Source organism: Azospirillum sp. Marseille-Q6669, assembly GCF_965111635.1.
Genome location: NZ_CBCOOP010000003.1, coordinates 78,352 through 92,551 on the forward strand (window position 1 = coordinate 78,352; position 14,200 = coordinate 92,551).

Sequence of the window (14,200 nt, forward strand, 5' to 3'; positions counted from 1 at the left end):
CGTTTCTCTCATAACCCTCTCCCTTCTGGGGAGAGGGTGCCCGCGAAGCGGGCGGTGAGGGGGTTGCGCTTTTGCCGGACGCACCGCCACGCGCAACCCCCTCACCCTGACCCTCTCCCCAGAGGGGAGAGGGGACTCCGACCCTACGGCGTCTTCTTCGCCCGCGGGTGCGCCGAGCGGTACACCTGCATCAGCTGCTCGCTCTCCACGTCCGTGTAGCGCTGCGTCGTCGACAGCGAGGCGTGGCCCAGCAGATCCTGGATCGCCCGCAGATCGCCGCCGTCCGCCAGCAGATGCGTGGCGAAGCTGTGCCGCAACGCGTGCGGCGTCGCGGTCTCCGGCAGCCCCATCAGGCGGCGCAGGTCGCGCATCCGCCGTTGCGCGATGGCCGGGGCGAGCTGCCCGCCGCGCACCCCGACGAACAGCGGCGCGTCCGGCCCTTGGCGGTAGGGGCAGGCGTCCATGTAGGCGCGCACCGCCTCCGTCACCGCCGGCAGCACCGGGACGATCCGTTCCTTGTTGCCCTTGCCGGTGACGCGCAGCGTCTCGCCCAGCGGCGCCTCGCGGCGCGTCAGGTTCAGCGCCTCCGAGATGCGCAGGCCACAGCCGTAGAGCAGGGTGAACAGCGCCCGGTCGCGCTTGCCGACCCAGGGCTCGTCCGGCTCCTTCTCCGACTCCTCCAGCAGCCGGTCGGCGTCCAGCACGGTCAGCGGCTTCGGCGCCGGACGCTTGATGCGCGGGCCGGAGAAGGTGTTGATCGCCGGGTTGTGCAGGCGTCCGTCGCGGTCCATCCAGCGGAAGAGGTTGCGCACCGACGACAGGGCGCGCGACCGACTGTTGGAGCCGATCCCCTTCATGGCGAGGTGGGACAGCCAGGAGCGGAAATCGGTGACGGTCAGCGCGGCGAGGTCGTTCATCGACGGTGGCTTGGCCTGATAGCCGGTGATGAACTCCAGGAAGGTCGCAACGTCGCCGATGTAGGCGGTCAGCGTGTGGGGCGAGACGTTGCGCTCGCTCTCCATCCAGCGGCGCCAGTGCACCAGCACGTCCTGCACATCGGGCTGGGCGGCGAAGCCGAGAACGGGGTTCTGTTTTCCGGTCATGCGTTCCGTGGGGTCAGGCCGGCAGTTCGAGCCAGCCGCGGATCACCCGCTCGACCACGCGGGCGAGGAAGCCGATCAACTCGGTGCCCTGGCCGCTGTGGAAGCTGTCGGGCTCTCGGCTGCCAAAGGCCAGCATGCCGTCCGGCGTCTCGCTGGACACCTGGAGGCGGATCAGAACCTCCGACCGCACCAGCCCGGCGCCGGGACCGTACAACTCCGGGTCGCCCTGGATGTCGGCGTTCAGCGCCACGTCGGCCTTGCCCAGCCAGCGGTCGACGGTCCCCGGCTCGACCACCCGCACGCCGGAGGTCTGGACATGTGGGGTGTCCTGGCCGTTCGATTCGACGATCAGGCAGGCGACGTCCAGGTCGAGCAGCACCGCCAGATCGGTGGTGATGGTCTGGATGAGCTGCTCGAAGCTCTGGGCGTCGAGGAGGAACAGCACCGCCGCGTGGATGCGGTTCTGGCTGTTCATGTTGGCGCGCGAGGTGCCGATCAGCTCGCGCTGCTGGTCCTTCAGCAGGCGGACCTCGCCGCGCAGACGCTCGACCATGTAGGCCTGCAGGTCCACCACCCCGCGCCCGCGGTCCTGCAACGGCGGGGTCAGGTGGTGGACCAGATCGCCGTGATGGACCAGGAAGTCGGGATGGTCCCGCAGGTAGGCGTGCACCTCCTCGGCGGTCGGCGCGTCCTTCCTGTGGGGGGTGTGTCCCGGCTCCCGGCCCATGCTGCCGTCCTCAGAGGATGGACTGGCCGGTCTTCTGCCAATCGGCGACGAACTGGGCGAGGCCCTTGTCGGTCAGCGGATGGTTGAAGAGCTGCTTCAGCACCGACGGCGGGGCGGTGACGACGTGGGCGCCCAGGCGGGCGGAGTCGACGATGTGGATCGGGTTGCGGATCGAGGCGACCAGCACTTCGGTCTTGAAGTAATCGTAATTGCTGTAAATCTCCACGATGTCGGCGATCAGGCCCATGCCGTCCTGCCCGATGTCGTCCAGGCGGCCGACGAAGGGCGACACGAAGCTGGCGCCGGCCTTGGCGGCCAGGATGGCCTGCGCCGGGGAGAAGCACAGCGTGACGTTGACCATCGTCCCTTCGGAGGACAGCGCCTTGCACGTCTTCAGGCCGGCCTGGGTGAGCGGAACCTTGACCGCGACGTTGTCGGCGATCTTGGCAAGCTTCTTTCCTTCCGCCAGCATGGTCTCGAAGTCGGTGGACGCCACCTCGGCGCTGACCGGGCCGCTCACCACATCACAAATTTCGGCCACGAGGTCGAGGAAGCTGCGACCGGTCTTGGCGACGAGGGAGGGGTTGGTGGTAACACCGTCCAGCAGGCCGGTGTCGGCCAGATCGCGGATCTCGGCGATGTCGGCGGTGTCAACGAAGAACTTCATGACCTGGAATCCATACTTGCTGAGGAAGACCGTGCCCTGTTTCCCGGGATTCGCTGCCCGGCGTCGCGGCCAGGGGGCACTCTAGCCGATGCGTGAAAATTCCGCCAGATCCGGGGCCAAATCCGGGGCCGGTTCCGGAGATTCAGCGCAGGCTCTTCTGCAGGGCACGGTGCCGGCGGATGCGGACCCGCGCGTCCGCGTGCTGCTGCCGCTGCCGCTGCGCGAGGCCTACGACTACCGCGTGCCCGCCGGGATGACCCTCGTCCCCGGGGACTACGTGGAGGTTCCGCTGGGGCCGCGCCGCGTGCTGGGGGTGGTGTGGGGCGACGGTGCCGGAGTCGTGGAGGCCGCCCGGCTGAAGCCGGTGGTCCGCCGCTTCGACGTGCCGCCGATGCCCGAGGTCGAGCGCAAGTTCGTGGAGTGGGTCGCCGCCTACACCATGACGCCGCCGGGCCACGTGCTGCGCATGGCGATCAGCGTGCCGTCGGCGCTGGAGCCGGCGAAGGCCATGCTCGCCTACCTGCGCAAGCCCGATGCCGAACCGCCGCCCGGCTTCAAGATGACCGACCCGCGGCGGCGCGTCCTCGCCCTGCTGGACGACGGCCCGCCGCGCACCCCGGCGGAGTTGGCGGAGGAGGCCGGCTGCGGCGTCACCGTGGTGCGCGGGCTGGCCGAGGCCGGGCTGCTGGAGCCGGTGCTGCTCCAGCCGACCAAGCTCGGGCGGCCCGACTGCCACCGTCCCGGCCCCACCCTGTCCGCCGACCAGGAGGCTGCGGCGGCGGACCTGCGCGCCCGCGTGGAGTCCGGCGTCTATTCCACCGTGCTGCTCGACGGGGTGACCGGTTCCGGCAAGACGGAGGTCTATTACGAAGCCATCGCCGCCGCCCTGAAGGCCGGCAAGCAGGCGCTGGTCCTGCTTCCGGAAATCGCCCTGTCGGCGCAGTGGCTGGAGCGCTTCGCCCGCCGCTTCGGCGCGCCGCCGGCGGAGTGGCATTCCGAGCTGACCGGGGCGCAGCGCCGCGACACCTGGAGGGCGGTGGCGAACGGCGAGGTTCCGGTGGTCGTCGGAGCCCGTTCCGCCCTGTTCCTGCCCTACAAGAACCTCGGTGTCATAATCATCGACGAGGAGCACGACTCCGCCTACAAGCAGGAGGAGGGGTCGATCTACCACGCCCGCGACATGGCCGTCGCGCGGGCGCATCTCGGCGGCATCCCCACCGTGCTGGTCTCCGCCACGCCGTCGCTGGAGACCAAGGTCAACGCCGACAGCAACCGCTACGCCCGCATCGAGCTGCCGGGCCGCCACGGCGGCGCCGTGCTGCCCGACGTGGAGCTGGTGGACCTGCGCAAGGACCGGCCGCCGGCCCGCCACTGGCTGGCCCCGTCGCTGAAGAAGGCCATCGAGCAGACGCTGGCGGAGAAGGAGCAGGTGATGCTGTTCCTCAACCGCCGCGGCTACGCCCCGCTGACGCTGTGCCGGGCCTGCGGGCACCGGCTGCAATGCCCCAACTGCACGGCGTGGCTGGTCGAGCACCGGCTGGCCCGCAAGCTCCAGTGCCACCATTGCGGCCTGTCGCAGCCGCTCTCCCCGACCTGCCCGGAATGCGGCGAGGAAGGGACCCTGGCCGCCTGCGGTCCGGGCGTGGAGCGCATCGCCGAGGAGGTGGCGGAGCTGTTCCCCGACGCCCGCGCCGCCATCATGGCGTCGGACACGCTGTTCGGCCCCCGCGCCATCCAGGAGATGGTCCGCCGCATCGCCGACCACGAGCTGGACATCCTGATCGGCACCCAGGTGATGGCGAAGGGCCACCATTTCCCCATGCTGACCCTGGTCGGGGTGGTGGACGCGGACCTCGGGCTGGCCGGCGGCGATTTGCGGGCGGGGGAGCGGACCTACCAGCTCCTCCATCAGGTGGCCGGGCGCGCCGGGCGCGGCGAGCGGCCGGGACGGGTCATGCTGCAGACTTATATGCCGGAACATCCGGTGATGCAGGCGCTGGCCGCTGGGGACCGCGACGGCTTCTACCAGCTGGAGGCGGAGATGCGGCTGGAGGCCGGGATGCCGCCCTTCGGACGGCTGGCCGCCCTGATCGTGTCGGGGGAGGACGCGGCGGCGGTGGAGAAGCTGTCCATCGCCCTGGGCCGCGCGGCGCCGCGCAGCGACACCGTTGCCGTGCTGGGTCCGGCCCCGGCGCCGCTGGCCCTGCTGCGCGGGCGTCACCGGCGGCGTCTGTTGCTGAAGGCGCCGCGCACCGTTCAGGTGCAACCCCTGATCGCCCAGTGGCTGGAGCAGGTGGACATTCCGCCCAACGTGCGCGTGCAGGTGGATGTGGACCCCTACAGCTTCCTGTAATGGCGCAGCTTCCGCTAAGAAATGTCGGGTTCCTGTAAAGGGGGGCTGCGACGGATTGTCCCTGCGCGCTCCGCAGGGCACCTGTGACGTTTGGTCCGTTGCGGCCAGCGGGTCATGGTATTACCAGAGTATGGAAGTCATCTTTCGCTGAGCGATCTCATGTCCAGGCTGCGCGATCGTTTCCACGTCCATACCTTGCTGACGGTTCTTCCAGTTCTCGCCCTGCTGGCCATCATCGCGCTGGCGGCGGGCGTGCCCGCCCAGACCCGGGGGACGGAATCGGATGCCAAGGCGCTGCTCGACAAGACCAGCGGCTATCTGCGCCAGCACGGCGCGGAGGGCGCGCCGGAGGCTTTCGCCCAGCGCGACGGCGCGCTGATCGACCGCGACCTCTACCCGATGCTGATCGACCGCGACGGCGTGATGGTGGCCCACGGATGGACGCCGTCGCTGAACGGCGTGAACCTCAAGGACCTGAAGGACGTCGACGGCAAGCCCTTCATCCAGGAGGCGCTGGACATCGTGGCGGAGCGGGACTCGGGCGCCGTCAGCTACAAATGGACGGATCCACTGTCCGGCCAGATCGCGCCGAAGACGATGATCGTGCGCCGCATCATTCTGGGCGGCGAGCCCTATCTGCTGTCGGTCGGCGTCTACCGCTGACCGGGTTCGTCGGTGGGCGATCCGGCAGGTCGTCGGGCGGTCGACTCGGACTTTTCCGAAGGGTGAAAAAGGCGCTCAGAGCACCGAGACGGAGCGATCGGTCCGCGGGCGCGGGCGCCAGATCGACAGGCATTCGGCGGCGCTGCCTCCCGATCCGATGCCGTACCAGCCGGAGCGGTCGTTGAAGGACAGGCTGTAGCGCCCGCGCCCGTCGCGCTCGAACCGGAAGACGGGACGGTCCACGCCGGGCAAGAGAACGAGGAGCCGGTCATGCTCCCGGCCCGTTTCGCGGATGACCCCGGCCCAATGGCCAAGGCGCAGCTTCGGCTCGGCCACCGCCTCGAAGTCGTTGAGGTCGGCGGGCGTGAAGCGGGCGCAGGAAAAAGCGACGACGGTCATGATTGGCCTGGGTTTGTCCTGTCAGACGGGCTATGGGGCGACCGTGCGCGTGAATGGTTAAACGGGTGTTAAGTGGCGCGTTAGGTCACAGTCTGGTCCCTGGACCGTCGCGGAACGGGACCCGGAAAAACGGACCGCGAAGGGGGCAGGGCCTGCGGGCGCCGAGGTGATCCGTTGCGGTTGTGAAGTGGTATGCCCATTTCCAGCGCCCGCCGCCAAGAACGGACCCCACGCCGCAGGGGCGCAAAACGCCGCACGCAAGCCGCGTGCAAATTGTCCAGACCCCGTTGCGCAGGGCCTAATCCTGTGATATTGGACCGCTCGCTTTCGCGGGCTGGGCCGCCGCGATGTGGGTTTTGCCCTATTTAAGGCCCTGAAAATTCACCGTCTACCGAACTCAATTCGAGGGATCAGGTGGCAATCGAAGGTACAGGCGTTTCCGAACTCGCTACGCGCTACTCCATCGCGCTGTTCGAGCTTGCGGACGAGAACAAAGCGTTGGATCAGGTCGCGAGCGATCTGGTTGCGCTGAAGCAAATCCTGGCTGAGAGCGCCGACCTTCGCCGCCTCGTCCGCAGTCCCGTGATCAGCCGCGCCGACCAAGGCCGGGCGATGGCCGCGGTTCTGGACCGCGCCGAAGTGTCCGATCTGACCAAGCGCTTCATCGGGCTGGTGGCCAAGAACCGCCGCCTGTTCGCGCTGGAAGGCATGATCGAAGGCTATCTCGCCGAACTGGCCCGCCGTCGCGGCGAAGTGACCGCCCAGGTCACCTCCGCCCAGCCGCTGAGCGACGCTCAGCTGGCCGCGGTCACCGACACGCTGAAGGCGTCGATCGGCTCCAAGGTGTTGGTCAACACCTCGGTCGATCCCGCGCTGATCGGGGGCATGATCGTTAAGTTCGGCTCGCGCATGGTCGACACCTCGGTGCGCACGAAGCTGAACAAATTGCAACTCGCCATGAAGGCCTCAGGGGGATCAGTCTGATGGATATCCGCGCCGCAGAAATCTCTGCGATCCTCAAGCAGCAGATCGCGAATTTCGGGACCGAGGCGGACGTCGCCGAGGTCGGTCAGGTCCTCTCCGTGGGTGACGGCGTCGCCCGCGTGCACGGCCTGGACAACGTGCGCGCCGGCGAGATGGTCGAGTTCCCCGGTGGCATCAAGGGCATGGCGCTGAACCTCGAGACCGACAACGTCGGCGTCGTGATCTTCGGCACCGACAGCGAGATCAAGGAAGGCGACACCGTCAAGCGCACGGGCACCATCGTGGACGTGCCGGTCGGTAAGGGTCTGCTGGGCCGCGTCGTGGACGGCCTGGGCAACCCGATCGACGGCAAGGGCCCGCTGGTGGACGTTACCCGCACCCGCGTCGAGGTCAAGGCCCCCGGCATCATCCCGCGCAAGTCGGTGCACGAGCCGATGCAGACCGGCCTGAAGGCCGTCGACAGCCTGGTTCCGATCGGCCGCGGCCAGCGCGAGCTGATCATCGGTGACCGCCAGACCGGCAAGACCGCCGTCGTCATCGACACCTTCCTGAACCAGAAGCCGATCAACCAGGGCGACGACGAGAGCAAGAAGCTCTACTGCATCTACGTCGCCGTCGGTCAGAAGCGCTCGACCGTCGCCCAGATCGTCAAGACGCTGGAAGACGCCGGCGCCCTGGAATACTCCATCGTCGTCGCGGCCACCGCGTCGGAGCCGGCCCCGCTGCAGTTCCTGGCGCCGTACACCGGCTGCACGATGGGCGAGTACTTCCGCGACAACGGCATGCACGCCCTGATCGTGTACGATGACCTGTCCAAGCAGGCCGTCGCCTACCGTCAGATGTCGCTTCTGCTCCGCCGTCCGCCGGGCCGCGAAGCCTACCCGGGCGACGTGTTCTACCTCCACAGCCGCCTGCTCGAGCGCGCCGCCAAGATGGGCGACGCCCACGGCAACGGCTCGCTGACCGCCCTGCCGGTCATCGAGACGCAGGCCGGCGACGTGTCGGCCTACATCCCGACGAACGTGATCTCGATCACCGACGGCCAGATCTTCCTCGAGACGGGCCTGTTCTATAAGGGCATCCGTCCGGCCATCAACGTCGGCCTGTCGGTGTCGCGCGTCGGCTCCGCCGCCCAGATCAAGGCGATGAAGCAGGTCGCGGGCACCATCAAGATGGAGCTGGCCCAGTACCGCGAGATGGCCGCCTTCGCGCAGTTCGCCTCGGACCTCGACGCCGCCACCCAGCGCCTGCTGGCCCGCGGCGCCCGTCTGACCGAGCTGCTGAAGCAGCCGCAGTTCCAGCCGCTGCCGGTCGAAGAGCAGGTCGTGTCGATCTTCTCGGGCGTGAAGGGCTACCTCGACAAGATCAAGGTCGAGGACGTCAACCGCTTCGAGCAGAAGTTCCTCGCCGAGGTCCGGTCCAAGGGGGCCGACATCCTGGCGACGATCCGCAACGAGAAGCAGATCACCTCTGCGACCGAGGAGCGCCTGAAGGCCTTCCTCGACAACTTCTCCAAGGTGTTCGTCTGATCGACGGCGGGGGCGCAGTTCCTGCGCCCCGTCCGTCAACCCGAACGACCCCGAGCGGAATGAAGGGCCGGCATGCCTAACCTCAAGGACCTAAAGAACCGGATCGCCAGCGTCCAATCGACGCGGAAGATCACCTCGGCGATGAAGATGGTCGCCGCCTCCAAGCTCCGCCGTGCGCAGGAGCAGGCGGAAGCCGGTCGTCCCTACGCCGAGCGCATGGGCCGCATGCTGGCCTCTCTCGCGGCCAACGTGCAGGACTCGGGCAACGGCCCGAAGCTGATGACCGGCACCGGTTCCGATCAGGTGCATCTCCTCGTCATCATCAGCTCCGACCGTGGCCTGTGCGGCGCCTTCAACGGCGCCATCGTCCGTGAGTCCCGCCGCCAGATCCAGCGCCTCCAGTCGGAAGGCAAGACGGTCAAGCTGCTCACCGTCGGCCGCAAGGCCCGCGACCAGCTGCGCCGCGAGTTCGGCTCGCTGATCGTCGAGACCTACGAGGATGTGGGCCGCCGCAAGCTGTCCTTCGCCGACGCCGATGTCGTCGCGCAGAAGGTTCTGGCGATGTACGACGCGGGCGAGTTCGACGTCTGCTCGGTGATCTTCAACAAGTTCAAGTCGGCGATCTCCCAGATCGTGACCGTCCAGCAGCTCGTTCCCTTCGCCGTCGAGGCGCAGGCGGACGAGGAGGCCGCGGGCGCCGAGGTCAAGGCGATCTACGAGTTCGAGCCCGACGAGGAGCAGATCCTCGCCGAGCTGCTGCCGCGCAACCTGTCGATCCAGGTTTATCGCGCCCTCCTGGAAAGCGCCGCGTCCGAACAGGGCGCCCGCATGACTGCGATGGACAACGCGACGCGCAACGCCGGCGACATGATCAACAAGCTGACGATCACCTACAACCGCACGCGCCAGGCCTACATCACCAAGGAGCTGATCGAGATCATCTCCGGCGCCGAGGCGGTTTAAAGGCGCAGCGTTCGCGGTCGATACGACGGCACATCCGACAATTATCGAGTTCCGAGGGAGCTTTACTCCATGGCCACCACCACCCAGGCGACGAACGCCGTCGGCAAGATCACGCAGGTCACGGGCGCCGTTGTCGACGTCCAGTTCGACGGCGAGCTGCCGGCCATTCTGAACGCTCTGCACACCCAGAACGACGGCAAGGTCCTCGTGCTCGAGGTTGCCCAGCACCTCGGCGAGAGCACCGTCCGCGCCATCGCCATGGACAGCACCGACGGCCTGGTCCGCGGCGCCGAAGTGACGGACACCGGCGCCCCGATCGCCGTGCCGGTCGGCCCGGCCACCCTCGGCCGCATCATCAACGTGATTGGTGAGCCGATCGACGAGCGCGGCGACGTCGGCGCCGAGCGCACCCTGCCGATCCACCGTGCGGCCCCGGACTTCGTCGAGCAGTCGACGGACGCCGAAGTGCTGATCACCGGCATCAAGGTCATCGACCTGCTGGCTCCCTACGCCAAGGGCGGCAAGATCGGCCTGTTCGGCGGCGCCGGCGTGGGCAAGACCGTGACCATCATGGAGCTGATCAACAACGTCGCGAAGGCGCACGGCGGCGTGTCCGTGTTCGCGGGCGTGGGCGAGCGCACCCGTGAGGGCAACGACCTCTACCACGAGATGATCGAGTCGGGCGTCATCAAGCTCGACGGCCCGGGCTCCAAGGTAGCCCTGGTGTACGGCCAGATGAACGAGCCGCCGGGCGCGCGCGCCCGCGTCGCCCTGTCCGGTCTGACCCTCGCGGAGTACTTCCGCGACGAGGAAGGCCAGGACGTGCTGTTCTTCGTGGACAACATCTTCCGCTTCACGCAGGCCGGTTCGGAAGTGTCGGCTCTGCTGGGCCGCATCCCGTCGGCGGTGGGTTACCAGCCGACGCTGGCCACCGACATGGGCGCCTTGCAGGAGCGCATCACCTCCACGAAGAAGGGGTCGATCACCTCGGTGCAGGCCATTTACGTGCCCGCCGACGATCTGACCGACCCGGCCCCGGCCACCTCCTTCGCCCACCTGGACGCCACCACGGTTCTGTCGCGTTCGATCGCCGAAATGGCGATCTTCCCGGCGGTGGACCCGCTGGACTCGACCAGCCGCATCCTGGACCCGCGCGTCGTCGGTGAGGAGCACTACACCGTCGCCCGTTCGGTGCAGCGCGTTCTGCAGACCTACAAGTCGCTGCAGGACATCATCGCGATCCTGGGCATGGACGAGCTGTCGGAAGAGGACAAGCTGGTCGTGGCCCGCGCCCGCAAGATCCAGCGCTTCCTGTCGCAGCCGTTCCACGTCGCTGAGGTGTTCACCGGCACCCCGGGCGTGCTCGTCAGCCTGGAAGACACCATCAAGGGCTTCAAGGGCATCGTGAACGGCGACTACGACCACCTGCCGGAAGCGGCCTTCTACATGGTCGGCACCATCGACGAAGCCATCGCCAAGGCGAAGAAGCTGGCCGCCGAAGCCGCCTGATCAGGGTCGGCTGAGGTTCGGTAACGAGGCTAACCCTCTCCTCCGCCCGCGCGGGGGAGGGGGTTCTTATGAAGAGGCACCAGGAAACCCATGGCCGATAAAGTCGAATTCGAGCTGGTCTCTCCGGAGAAGCTGCTGACCTCGCAGCCCGTCGACATGGTCGTGGTGCCGGGTTCGGAAGGTGACTTCGGCGTCCTCGCCGGCCACTCGCCGATGATTTCGACCGTCCGTCCGGGCGTGATCGACGTCTACGAGGCCGATCGCGTGGTCGACCGGGTGTTCGTCGCCGGCGGCTTCGCCGAGGTGACCGAGACCCGCTGCACCGTCCTGGCCGAGGAGGCCATCGCGGTTGCCGAGATCGACCGCGCCAAGGTCGAGCAGCAGATCCGCGACCTGGGCGAGGATCTGGAAGACGCCAAGTCCGACGACGAGAAGGCCCGCGTGGAGGCGAAGATCGCCATCGCCCGCGCCAAGCTCGACGCGACCGGCGCGACCACGCACTGACAGCGGGCACGGCCCGGCGGCGGCGAACGCCGGCTGGGCCGTTTCCGTTGCATTGCGCCTTCGCAGCCATACATAGTATCCCGCAAGGGATCGAACGCCTCCCGGCCCGTCCGTCGAGGCGTTTTTGTTTTTATGGTCCTGTTCTCCGTCAGAGCGTGGAACAACCGGCCCGGAACGGCGGCCAGCAGCGGGAGTGGAGTGTGGCGTTGCACTGGAAATACGAAGAGCTTCCCTGGGATCAATTGGACCACGGCAAGGTCGATCCCGATCTCGTCCCGCTCATCAAGGCGGCGGCCCTGGTGGAGTTCAACGCCGACGACTACACGGCCTATCTCTGCAACGTCTTCCACGACGATCCCGAGTTCCAGGAGGTCGCGCACGGCTGGGCGGTCGAAGAGGTCCAGCATGGCCGCGCGCTCGGCAAATGGGCGGAGCTGGTCGATCCGACCTTCAACTTCGACCGGGCCGTCGAGCGCTTCCGCGCCGGCTACAAGGTGCCGATCGACCTCGACGCCTCGGTCCGCGGCTCGCGCACCGGCGAGATGATCGCCCGCTGCATGGTCGAGACCGGCACCAGCAGCTACTACGCGGCCATCGGCGACTCGACGGACGAACCGGTCCTCAAGCTGATCTGCAAGAACATCGCCGCCGACGAGTTGCGCCACTTCAAGCTCTTCTACACCTACACGAAGAAGTATCTGGAGCTGGAGCAGCTCAACAAGTTCCAGCGGCTCAAGGTGGCGCTGTCGCGCATCGGCGAGTCGGAGGACGACGAGCTGGCCTACGCCTACTACGCGGCCAACGCGCCGGAGGGCGAGCCCTACGCGCACAAGACCTACAATCAGGCCTACATGCGTCGCGCCTACGGCCGCTACCGGCCCAAGCACGTCGACCGCGCGGTGGCGATGGTCTTCAAGGCCTGCGGGCTGAAGCCGCACACCCGCTTCTACAGCGTCGCGGCCCGCGGCGCCTGGTGGCTGATCGAAAGCCGCGCCAAGCGGCTGGCCAAGGTCGCCTGAACAGGCCGGACTCGGCGGGGGCAGCCCCGCCGCAGAGCCGCGATCACCGGGGCGAACTCCGACAGCACTGACTCGTAGACCGGGCGCTTGAAGGGCACGATCAGGCCGGGCAGATCGTCGGCATCGACCCATTTCCAGGCGTCGAACTCCGGATGCTCGGTGGCGAGGTCGATGTCGGCGTCCGCGCCGGTGAAGCGGGCGGCCAGCCAGACCTGCTCCTGCCCGCGCCAGCGGCCCTTCCAGACCTTGCCCAGCAGATGATCGGGCAGGTCGTAGCGCAGCTTTTCCGCCGTCTCCCCGAGAATTTCGGCCTTGTCCGTGCCGATCTCCTCCTTCAGCTCGCGCAGGGCGGCCTCATGCACGCCCTCTCCCTCGTCGATGCCGCCCTGGGGCATCTGCCAAGCGTCCTTGCTGTCGCAGCGCCGGGCCACGAAGACCTGCCCGCGGTCGTTCAGCAGCATCACCCCCACGCAGGGGCGGTAGGGGAGGGACTCGCGGTCGATGGGCTTCTTGCTCATGCGCCTCATTGCTTCTGCATGTTGGCCACGGCGGAGACCGGCACGATGGCGATGCCACGGTCGGCCAGCCCGGTGAGCCACAGGTTGATCCGTTCGATGGTGCTGGGGTAGGGCGCGCCGATGCCCACCGCGGCCCCGTTGGCCTTGGCGATGGCTTCCAGCTCGGCGAGCTGGTCGTCGATGGCACCGCGCGACAGGTCGCGGTCGATCACGCGGTCGGCGAAGGCCCGCGGCACGCCCGCCTGACCCGCCAGGGTTCCGGCAACGCTGCGCGGGTTGGCGCGGGCGTCGAGCACCATCAGGCCGCGCGCCTTCATAGCCGCGACGACCGGGTTCACCGCGTCGGGGTTGGCGGTGAATTTGCTGCCCGTGGTGCTGGTGATGCCGACATAGCCGACCGCCTTGCCCAGCGACCATTCCAGCCTCTCCATGTTGCGCTCCGGCGGCAGCATGGTGAGAAGGGCGTTGGGGCCGGGGTCGTTGCGTGGGTAGTCCTGCGGCTCCATGGGGACGGAGAGCATCACCTCGTGCCCCTTGCCGCGGGCGCGCTCGACCCAGTTGTCCAGCCGGTCGGCGTAGGGGACGAAGGCCAGCGTGATGGTCGGCGGCAGCTTCTGCAGGGCGTTGCCGGTGGTCACGCCGGAGATGCCCATCTCGGCCAGCACGATGGCGATGCGCGGGCGGCGGTCGGCGGCGGGGAAGGGCCGGGCGTAGACCTGCCAGGGCTTGCGCCCGTCCTCGGCGATGCGCGGCAGCGGCCCGTTGCGCGAATCCTCGACCAAGCCGGGGACGGGGGCCGGCGTCAGGGTGACCGGTTCGTTCATGACCACGGCGAGCGGCGGCGGGGGAGCCGCGACGATGGGTGGCGGGGGAGCCGCCGGAGGCGAGGCCGCAGGCGGAGCCGGTTGGACGGGAACCGTCGCCGCGGCGGGCGGTGCTGTCGGCGGCTGTGGGAGCTGTGCGCCCTTCACCGCCACCTCGACGCTGGGAATCGCGGCCTGCCACGCCTCGGTGGTGTGCGCCGCGTTCATCGCCAGCCAGCCGCCCAGCCCGCCCAGCCCGAGGGCCAGCACGGCGTAGGCGCCGAGCAGCCTCTTGGCGAGGGGCGACAGCGGGCGGCGCTCCTTGCCTGCGCGCGGCGCGTCGTCCGAATCGCCGCCGGCCTTCCGGCGCCGGAGGCGGGCCAGCAGGCCGGGTCCGGAACGTTCCCGTTTCGCGGGCTTCAGGCGGCCCAGCAGGGCGGCAGCGTTCACGGACCCGTT

13 protein-coding genes and 1 pseudogene are annotated in these 14,200 nt (G+C 68.4%); 8 read left to right on the forward strand and 6 right to left on the reverse strand.

Translation table 11 applies throughout. The features are described 5' to 3' along the window. Window positions 1-143: 143 nt before the first annotated feature. The 3 genes from ACWPXE_RS17750 to fsa are packed head-to-tail and all read right to left on the reverse strand — an operon-like array spanning window position 144 to window position 2,497. Complete coding sequence (locus tag ACWPXE_RS17750; protein ID WP_145681411.1) at window positions 144-1,103, reverse strand: tyrosine recombinase XerC; 960 nt, start codon at window positions 1,101-1,103, stop codon at window positions 144-146. Window positions 1,104-1,116: 13 nt separating this feature from the next. Continuing rightward, entirely contained in the window at window positions 1,117-1,830 is a 714-nt protein-coding gene (locus ACWPXE_RS17755) for a DUF484 family protein (RefSeq protein WP_454018845.1), read from the reverse strand. A gap of 10 nt (window positions 1,831-1,840) precedes the next feature. Then, entirely contained in the window at window positions 1,841-2,497 is a 657-nt protein-coding gene (gene fsa / locus ACWPXE_RS17760) for a fructose-6-phosphate aldolase (protein ID WP_094301851.1), read from the reverse strand. 88 nt (window positions 2,498-2,585) lie between these two features. Here fsa and ACWPXE_RS17765 point away from each other — a divergent pair, with 88 nt between their 5' ends. Both ACWPXE_RS17765 and ACWPXE_RS17770 read left to right on the forward strand, forming a co-directional pair. Beyond that, window positions 2,586-4,850 (forward strand): primosomal protein N', encoded by a 2,265-nt coding sequence (locus ACWPXE_RS17765; RefSeq protein WP_454018846.1) that lies wholly within the window; start codon window positions 2,586-2,588, stop codon window positions 4,848-4,850. 159 nt (window positions 4,851-5,009) lie between these two features. Then, entirely contained in the window at window positions 5,010-5,513 is a 504-nt protein-coding gene (locus ACWPXE_RS17770; protein WP_454018847.1) for a cache domain-containing protein, read from the forward strand. A 75-nt stretch (window positions 5,514-5,588) separates the two neighbouring features. Here ACWPXE_RS17770 and ACWPXE_RS17775 read toward each other — a convergent pair whose 3' ends face one another. Beyond that, a complete protein-coding gene (locus ACWPXE_RS17775) occupies window positions 5,589-5,912 on the reverse strand; it encodes a hypothetical protein (protein WP_149164255.1) in 324 nt (107 codons plus the stop codon). Window positions 5,913-6,326: 414 nt separating this feature from the next. On the opposite strand from ACWPXE_RS17775, the gene ACWPXE_RS17780 reads away from it, so the two are divergent. From ACWPXE_RS17780 to ACWPXE_RS17805, 6 genes are all read left to right on the forward strand, one after another. After that, on the forward strand, window positions 6,327-6,896 hold the full coding sequence (locus ACWPXE_RS17780; protein WP_014239438.1) for a F0F1 ATP synthase subunit delta: 570 nt from the start codon (window positions 6,327-6,329) through the stop codon (window positions 6,894-6,896). Continuing rightward, window positions 6,896-8,425, forward strand: coding sequence for a F0F1 ATP synthase subunit alpha (gene atpA, locus ACWPXE_RS17785; RefSeq protein WP_035671446.1), 1,530 nt, complete (start codon window positions 6,896-6,898; stop codon window positions 8,423-8,425). Before ACWPXE_RS17780 ends, atpA begins: the two co-directional genes overlap by 1 nt. A gap of 72 nt (window positions 8,426-8,497) precedes the next feature. Continuing rightward, window positions 8,498-9,388 (forward strand): F0F1 ATP synthase subunit gamma, encoded by an 891-nt coding sequence (locus ACWPXE_RS17790; protein WP_014239440.1) that lies wholly within the window; start codon window positions 8,498-8,500, stop codon window positions 9,386-9,388. A gap of 69 nt (window positions 9,389-9,457) precedes the next feature. Then, window positions 9,458-10,897, forward strand: coding sequence for a F0F1 ATP synthase subunit beta (gene atpD / locus ACWPXE_RS17795; protein ID WP_014239441.1), 1,440 nt, complete (start codon window positions 9,458-9,460; stop codon window positions 10,895-10,897). Window positions 10,898-10,987: 90 nt separating this feature from the next. Next, window positions 10,988-11,401 carry a F0F1 ATP synthase subunit epsilon gene (locus tag ACWPXE_RS17800; RefSeq protein WP_014239442.1) on the forward strand — a complete coding sequence of 138 codons (414 nt, stop codon included), beginning with the start codon at window positions 10,988-10,990 and terminating at the stop codon, window positions 11,399-11,401. A 200-nt stretch (window positions 11,402-11,601) separates the two neighbouring features. Next, window positions 11,602-12,420 carry an acyl-ACP desaturase gene (locus ACWPXE_RS17805; RefSeq protein WP_145674686.1) on the forward strand — a complete coding sequence of 273 codons (819 nt, stop codon included), beginning with the start codon at window positions 11,602-11,604 and terminating at the stop codon, window positions 12,418-12,420. Between the two features lie 50 nt (window positions 12,421-12,470). Here ACWPXE_RS17805 and ACWPXE_RS17810 read toward each other — a convergent pair. Both ACWPXE_RS17810 and ACWPXE_RS17815 read right to left on the reverse strand, forming a co-directional pair. After that, window positions 12,471-12,938, reverse strand: a pseudogene (locus ACWPXE_RS17810) (RNA pyrophosphohydrolase); the annotation flags it as partial. Between the two features lie 5 nt (window positions 12,939-12,943). After that, window positions 12,944-14,191, reverse strand: a complete 1,248-nt coding sequence (locus tag ACWPXE_RS17815) for a divergent polysaccharide deacetylase family protein (protein ID WP_454018848.1) — start codon at window positions 14,189-14,191, stop codon at window positions 12,944-12,946. Window positions 14,192-14,200 lie beyond the last annotated feature (9 nt).

What these genes read in the sequence shown, in the direction of transcription:
- ACWPXE_RS17750 (WP_145681411.1), bottom strand. Translation starts at nt 1,103, where the DNA reads ATGACCGGAAAACAGAACCCCGTTCTCGGCTTCGCCGCCCAGCCCGAT.
- ACWPXE_RS17755 (WP_454018845.1), bottom strand. Translation starts at nt 1,830, where the DNA reads ATGGGCCGGGAGCCGGGACACACCCCCCACAGGAAGGACGCGCCGACC.
- fsa (WP_094301851.1), bottom strand. Translation starts at nt 2,497, where the DNA reads ATGAAGTTCTTCGTTGACACCGCCGACATCGCCGAGATCCGCGATCTG.
- ACWPXE_RS17765 (WP_454018846.1), top strand. Translation starts at nt 2,586, where the DNA reads ATGCGTGAAAATTCCGCCAGATCCGGGGCCAAATCCGGGGCCGGTTCC.
- ACWPXE_RS17770 (WP_454018847.1), top strand. Translation starts at nt 5,010, where the DNA reads ATGTCCAGGCTGCGCGATCGTTTCCACGTCCATACCTTGCTGACGGTT.
- ACWPXE_RS17775 (WP_149164255.1), bottom strand. Translation starts at nt 5,912, where the DNA reads ATGACCGTCGTCGCTTTTTCCTGCGCCCGCTTCACGCCCGCCGACCTC.
- atpA (WP_035671446.1), top strand. Translation starts at nt 6,896, where the DNA reads ATGGATATCCGCGCCGCAGAAATCTCTGCGATCCTCAAGCAGCAGATC.
- ACWPXE_RS17790 (WP_014239440.1), top strand. Translation starts at nt 8,498, where the DNA reads ATGCCTAACCTCAAGGACCTAAAGAACCGGATCGCCAGCGTCCAATCG.
- atpD (WP_014239441.1), top strand. Translation starts at nt 9,458, where the DNA reads ATGGCCACCACCACCCAGGCGACGAACGCCGTCGGCAAGATCACGCAG.
- ACWPXE_RS17800 (WP_014239442.1), top strand. Translation starts at nt 10,988, where the DNA reads ATGGCCGATAAAGTCGAATTCGAGCTGGTCTCTCCGGAGAAGCTGCTG.